Origin of the sequence: Proteus sp. G4415 (assembly GCF_963896075.1) — a bacterium.
GTDB lineage: Bacteria > Pseudomonadota > Gammaproteobacteria > Enterobacterales > Enterobacteriaceae > Proteus > Proteus mirabilis.
On record NZ_CAWQOK010000154.1, the window covers coordinates 1 to 4,772 of the forward strand.

Consider the following 4,772-nt stretch of genomic DNA (forward strand, 5'->3'; position numbering starts at 1 on the left):
GATACAAAAATAGCGCAAAAGGGAGAAGGGGTAGGCCTCTCTTTTTATGCTTTTTTTGCTAATAAAAATGATGATCCTGAATTATTAATGGAAGCGGCAACTTGGTGGATAATGACGCATAAATTAGATCATTTTGAAAAAGCCACAAAAATTAAGAAGATGATACAAACTGAAATGGACGCTAATCGCTAAATCTGTACGCTGTTATCATTTTTATCAACCTGATACGAAAAAACTGAAAATTATTGATTATTATCACATTAACGTCAGTCATAAACCGTTATGGTAATTTTATGATTAATAACGTAAACGGTGATGATATGGAATATTGGTTTATTGCGTATAAAGTGCGTTCCAGAAATGGTGATACCTACGCCGGGCATAAAATAGTAGAAACTGAGAGTGGGATCACACCCCATATTGCGTTAGAAAAAGCATGTCAGGAAGTTGCACAAGGGGCTCAAGCTGATATTCCTGCGGTGAGAGTTGTGGCATTTAATCGTTTATAAGCGTATCAATTGATAAAAATCTCGTTAAGATCATTAGCGAGATTTTTTTGTTTTTATCTCAACTTCAACGGTAAGAAGAAAAATAAACACTTCGTTAATGATTTATTTTTAACCACTCTCTTCACTATCCCAATTCACTATCACAATAAATCATAAATCTATTAAGATTTAGTCTCTTAACTTCGTGAAATATTCGATATTATTTTTATAATCAAAATAATTTTTTCGCTAAAAAAGCAGATAATGAATAGCATTAGTTTAATTAAGATGGCTATACAGCAATTAATATACGACTTAACTTAAATAGTTATTAATTATGTGATCTGAACTGTGATAATGACTTTTTTATATTTGAATAAAAAAAGTGTCGTCGTTAAAGTTTACTTGAGCTAAGGAATAGCTCGATACAAGGAAACAGAGATCATATTTTGATTTTTTAGTAAAACATACAAGGAATTTTTAATTATGACAGTATTAACCGTTTATTTATGTGGTACCGGCGCTTCATCTTTTGATAATAATAATCATAATAATCCTGTTTATTGGCAAGGTGAGCTTGTTTCCACCTTGGCGCATAATAATCTAGATCGCGAATTTGCTCAGTGGTTTATTGTAGATGGCCCAGGTAGCGGTAATTTGCAAGAAGATGATTTATGGGTTGAAAGCCCTAATTATTCAGATATAAAAGGCTCTTTATTTGGCAGTGGATGGGAAGAAAATGTTGAACATGCACTGTGCTTAATGAAAGGCAACTTTGACTGGCAACGTGAAAAGTTAACAGAACAACAATATAATCAACTGAAAAAAGCGGGTATTCCCATTGAAGATGTTGAAGTGACTGGCTCTTTTTTATGGCGTAAATATAATTATGGTGACCGCTATGTCACTCAACAACAACTTCAGCAACAAATTATTCGTACCTTTCGCAAAGATGGCATCATTCCCACCCAAGTGAATTTAATGGGTTGGAGCCGTGGTGGCATCACCTGTCATATGCTTGCCAATGCCATGTTAAAAGATCCCCTATTAAAAGATATTCCGGTCAATATTTTTGCTATTGATCCCGTCCCAGGGCCACTTAATTTCCAACCAGAAAAGGTGACACTAGGTAGCAATGTTAAGGAATATGTCGGATTTTATGCCATTGATGAACGCTCAAAAGGATTTGCTTGCGTTATTCCAACCGTGACTGCTGAGACTAAAATGCATATTTTCCCGCTTTCAGGACGCCATGCGACTTTAGTAGGCAATGCTGCTATTGATGGTAGTGAAGGTAAAAATGCACTATTTTCACCGGGGTTAATTGTGCGACATTTTGCAGAAAGATGTTTAACACGTTGGGGATGTCAATTAGCGAACAAGCTAGAATTAACTGATAAGGAGATATTTGAGCATCATACTGATATTAAAAATGATGCAGATAAATATATTGCTATGCGCCGTAAAACTTATTCCATATATGAAAGTAGCGGTGATGATGAACGTAAAGTTTCATTAGGTAAAGAGGGGAAAGCATTCTCTGATATATATGGGGCACAATATGAGCCTTCTATGGCATTAACCGCAGACTATTTTGCAGATCCTCAACTCTACGATGTGATTAAATAAAGCAATTATTATCTATTTGAAACAGTAAGTTTATCGCCTGCCATGTGTAGGCGATTTTTATTTATCGGTGATGATATCAGTAAATGAAGAACAAATAGATGGGGAAGAGCAGATGATGATAGCGATAGTCGAATGATATAGTGTAATAAATTCAGTTTTTATTATGTTATTTTTATATCATATCGTTTAATTGTCACAACGTTACCGATAACAAATAATATCGTATAACAAGAAATAACTCGGTAAATAAAGACGCCATTAGCTAATAAAACCGCTTTTGGCGCAGAGGAAAGTTATTTTAGATTGAGATCAGGATAATAACTATGCTCTGAAAACTGACCATAGCTATTTTGTACCCTCTGCTCTTGTTCAGTCTGTCTTATTAAAACAGCGAGCTTATCTAATCTTGCTCGTAATAAATTTCGCGTCTCATTTTCATTTTCGAGTATTTTCTTTAACATATTGGTGAGCTGCTGTTGTATTATCAGCTCACCCTCAGTGGGTTTTATCATCTTAGTGATAATTTCTACACTCTTTAAATAATCCATTTCCATTTCTATCAGCTGATCCCACTGCTGATTTTTGGCAAGCGTTAACATTTGCTCACTTAATTTCAAAACCTGCTCGTAAGCTGCCATTATATCCATATTTGCTGTCCACGCTTTTTAATAAGAATTAATCTGTGTGCCAATTTGTTGCCAAGCATCAGAAATTTCAGTTAATAACTTGATGACTTCATGAATTTTTTCTGGATTATTTTTTAAATTGGCATCGAGTAGTTGAGTGATCATATAGTCGTAAAGTAATGCTAAATTTTCAGCAAGCTCCTCCCCTTTTTCTTTATCCAGCCCCTGTTTTAAGCCGTTGCCAATAATGTTAATAGCTTTAGAAATATTTTCTCCTTTACCGGCGATATTTCCTTGTTCCATTAATATTAATGCACGGCGAAGGGCGCTTAGCGCCCCATTAAATAGGATTTGGATCAGCTGGTAAGGTGAAGCATTTAAAATCTCACTTTCAACATCGATTTGAGCATACATTTTACTGGCTGATTGTTGATACATAATATCCTAATATCCTACTTAAAAATTAGCGTAATAAACGTTCAATTGATGCACTTGAGTTAGTCATGGCATTAACCATTTTATCTAATAATTGAAACTGTTTTTTATAACGTTCCATCGTCGCTTCAATAGTACGTTTGGTATTTTTAATTTGGTTATCTAACGATTTTTTACGTTTTTTAACACCATCAGTGGCAATATCAAGGGTGCCGTCGTTGGATTGCAGCGTTTTTTTCAGGTAATTATAGGTTTGAGTACCAAATCCTGTTTCTTTACCATCACCCATAAAAAACTCTTTGACGTTAGCAGGTTTTTCTTTTAATGCTTTATCGAGTTTTTTATCATCAACTTCTAATGTGCCATCTACTTTAAATTTAATGCCCATTTTATTAAGGGTATCAATCTCAGATGAAGATTGAGAACGAGTGATAAAGCTTTTTAGCTCAGACATAATCATCCGGCTAGTGGTATCACCTAATAACACACCATTGTCTTTAGAGGCATCTTCACCTTTTTCAACTTGGGTGTACTTGGTGAAATCTTTATAGGTTTTATTTAATTCATTATAAGCATCGGTCCAGGCTTTTATGGCCTTTTTCATTGGCTCAATATCACGCGCAACCGTAATAATTTCAGGCTTATCTACGCCATCTTTATTATCATTGGTTTTTTTCTTAAGATTTAACGTGATCCCTTCAGGCGCATCTTTAATTTCATTAGTTTGACGTTCAATTTCAATCCCATTAATCGTTAACTTTGCATTATTTGCCTTAACGATCTCTGTCATTGCACCACTGTTTGTTTTAGTGGAGTAGCTAATAAAATCGTTAAGCTTACTATCACCTTCAACAGTGATTTCCATTTGAGAATCTGTACCTTCTTTACGAGAAGTCAGAACTAAATGGTTAACGCCATCTTGGGCTTTTACAATAGTGGCAGAAACGTTGCCTTCTTTTTTATTGATAGCATCACGTAATTCAATAATAGAAGTTTGACTATCTGTTAACTCTATTTTTAAAGGCTCTTTTTCACCTTTTTGGGTGATCACTAAAGTCCGTGTTTTGCCTTCACCTAATGTTTCACCAATAGGATCTTTGATATCACTGACGGCTTTTGATTTCAGTGTTTGAGCATGGGCAAGCTCTGTTACCGAGACCGTATAATTACCAATGCTTGCTTTACCATCAGTGGTTACTTTAAAAGCATCAAACTCATCATCAACTTTGGTGGCGACGATTTTATCGAATTTTTTTAATTCTTCAGATGCTTTCTGTAATTTATCTAATTGGCTACGAATTTTTCCATATGCAGTAATTTGTGCATCGTAGCTTTTCATCTGTTTGTCTAAAGGTTCAAGGCGCTTATTTTCCGCAGCCTCTAATTGCATTAATGTCTCGCCAAGTGGCATCTTGGCGCCTATTCCTAGTGCACTAATACCAGCCATACTGGTCTCCTTTCTGTGTTCGTAAAATAATCCCTACACAGCGTTATCGGAAGAATTGGCGAAAAGTTTACGTCTATTTACTATTTTTGATGAGGGAAACAGACCGCCATATAGAAGCCTTTTATTGTCATTGAATACTAAAGTCGA

At 35.1% G+C, this 4,772-nt stretch carries 6 protein-coding genes; 3 read left to right on the forward strand and 3 right to left on the reverse strand.

Going from position 1 to position 4,772, the window contains the following annotated elements:
• The 3 genes from AACU95_RS17075 to AACU95_RS17085 form a co-directional block, all read left to right on the forward strand.
• The coding region (locus AACU95_RS17075; protein ID WP_161737124.1) for a DUF6500 family protein at positions 1 to 192 on the forward strand (192 nt) is incomplete at its 5' end.
• Positions 193 to 293: 101 nt separating this feature from the next.
• The gene (locus tag AACU95_RS17080; protein ID WP_004243502.1) at positions 294 to 509 is read left to right on the forward strand and encodes a hypothetical protein; all 216 of its coding nucleotides are present in this window, start codon (positions 294 to 296) and stop codon (positions 507 to 509) included.
• 465 nt (positions 510 to 974) lie between these two features.
• Positions 975 to 2,117 (forward strand): hypothetical protein, encoded by a 1,143-nt coding sequence (locus tag AACU95_RS17085; protein ID WP_012368052.1) that lies wholly within the window; start codon positions 975 to 977, stop codon positions 2,115 to 2,117.
• Between the two features lie 293 nt (positions 2,118 to 2,410).
• Here AACU95_RS17085 and fliT read toward each other — a convergent pair whose 3' ends face one another.
• Genes fliT through fliD form a run of 3 tightly spaced genes read right to left on the reverse strand, consistent with a single transcriptional unit; the run spans position 2,411 to position 4,625 of the window.
• On the reverse strand, positions 2,411 to 2,764 hold the full coding sequence (gene fliT, locus AACU95_RS17090; protein ID WP_004243500.1) for a flagellar protein FliT: 354 nt from the start codon (positions 2,762 to 2,764) through the stop codon (positions 2,411 to 2,413).
• Positions 2,765 to 2,782: 18 nt separating this feature from the next.
• Positions 2,783 to 3,181, reverse strand: a complete 399-nt coding sequence (gene fliS, locus AACU95_RS17095; protein ID WP_004243499.1) for a flagellar export chaperone FliS — start codon at positions 3,179 to 3,181, stop codon at positions 2,783 to 2,785.
• 25 nt (positions 3,182 to 3,206) lie between these two features.
• Positions 3,207 to 4,625: a flagellar filament capping protein FliD gene (gene fliD / locus AACU95_RS17100; RefSeq protein ID WP_004243498.1), complete on the reverse strand. Its 1,419-nt coding sequence runs from the start codon at positions 4,623 to 4,625 to the stop codon at positions 3,207 to 3,209.
• Between the last annotated feature and the right edge of the window lie 147 nt (positions 4,626 to 4,772).